General features: G+C 50.1%; 1 pseudogene. It reads right to left on the minus strand.

Features of this window, described 5'->3' with window-relative positions:
* Positions 1 to 67 precede the first annotated feature (67 nt).
* A pseudogene (locus ACTHUE_RS19590) lies at positions 68 to 784 on the minus strand (threonine synthase); the annotation flags it as partial.

A 784-nucleotide genomic window follows, 5' to 3' on the forward strand; every position in this document is an offset into this window, starting at 1 on the left:
CATAAACACTAGTCGCGGCCGTCTGAAAAAGTTTCAGACGGCCTCTTCAGTCGTCAAAGACAGCCGGTTAAGCCAAAGCTTCCTTAATGATGTCTTTTACTGTCGTTGCGTTATTAGGGACAACACGGACCCGTTGTGGCAGATTTTCCAAGCCTTCCAATGCGGCAGGGCGAGGGATGGAAACTTCGCCGACAGCCTCATGGATGGTGGCTTCAAATTTGGCAGCCAATGCGGTTTCGAGGCAGACAATGGTTTCGCCGGCTTCGCGTACTTCACGCGCTACTTTGATGCCATCAGCTGTATGCGGATCAATCAATTCGCGGTCTTGTTCGTAAACCTGTTTGATGGTGGCAAGGCGGTTGGCATGGGTCGATTTGCCGGAAACAAAGCCATATTGTTGATGTACTTTGTTTAAGACAAATTCCAAATTGAAACCTTTGCCGGATCCTACTTCAGCCCATAAGGTTTTGATTTCGTCTGCATCGCGGTCCATCAGGTCAAACACAAAACGCTCGAAGTTGGAGGCTTTGGAAATATCCATAGACGGGCTGGATGTGACGTGGGTGTGTTCGCTGTTGCGAGGGCGGTATGCGCCGGTTTTGAAAAACTCGTCCAATACGTCGTTTTCATTGGTGGCAACAATCAAGCGGTGGATAGGCAGACCCATTTGGCGGGCGATATGGCCGGCGCAGACATTGCCGAAGTTGCCGCTTGGCACGCAGAAGCTGATTTTTTCGTCATTGCTCGAAGTGGCATTGAAATAACCGGCAAAGTAGTACACGAC

Source organism: Neisseria sp. P0021.S005 (genome assembly GCF_051956955.1).